The following is a 359-nucleotide window of genomic DNA, read 5'->3' on the forward strand; positions in this document are numbered from 1 at the left end:
GACACTACCCATGCCCGTAGTTGTTGCCAGAGTATGTTATCTAGCTTGTTGAAAATCTCCTTGGAGACTACCCCTGAATAGTACCTTGTCCATCCTGTGATGATGGGGTTGAGATGTTTAATCAGGGCGGCTTGAGGTGCTGTTTTGTGATTTTTAGTCACCTCTTTTACCTTTTCAATATGGGTTTTGATTGCCTTTTTGCTCGGTTTTATGTGGGTTACGAAGCCTAGTAGTCTACTGACTTTTCCTCCACTTTTTCCGGAGACGTGTTTTCCTGCAGGGTATTGCCTGATATTGAACCCCAGAAAGTCGAATCCGGGTGGGACTTTTTCTCCGTCAATTTCGATTTCTCTTAGTGT

At 44.0% G+C, this 359-nt stretch carries 1 protein-coding gene; it reads right to left on the bottom strand.

The window, feature by feature from the left end:
* Nucleotides 1-359, bottom strand: a 359-nt coding sequence (locus AC0QHF_RS00440) for a group II intron maturase-specific domain-containing protein (RefSeq protein ID WP_324702220.1), incomplete at both ends; no start/stop codon positions are given.

Source organism: Lyngbya sp. CCY1209, from assembly GCF_055795065.1.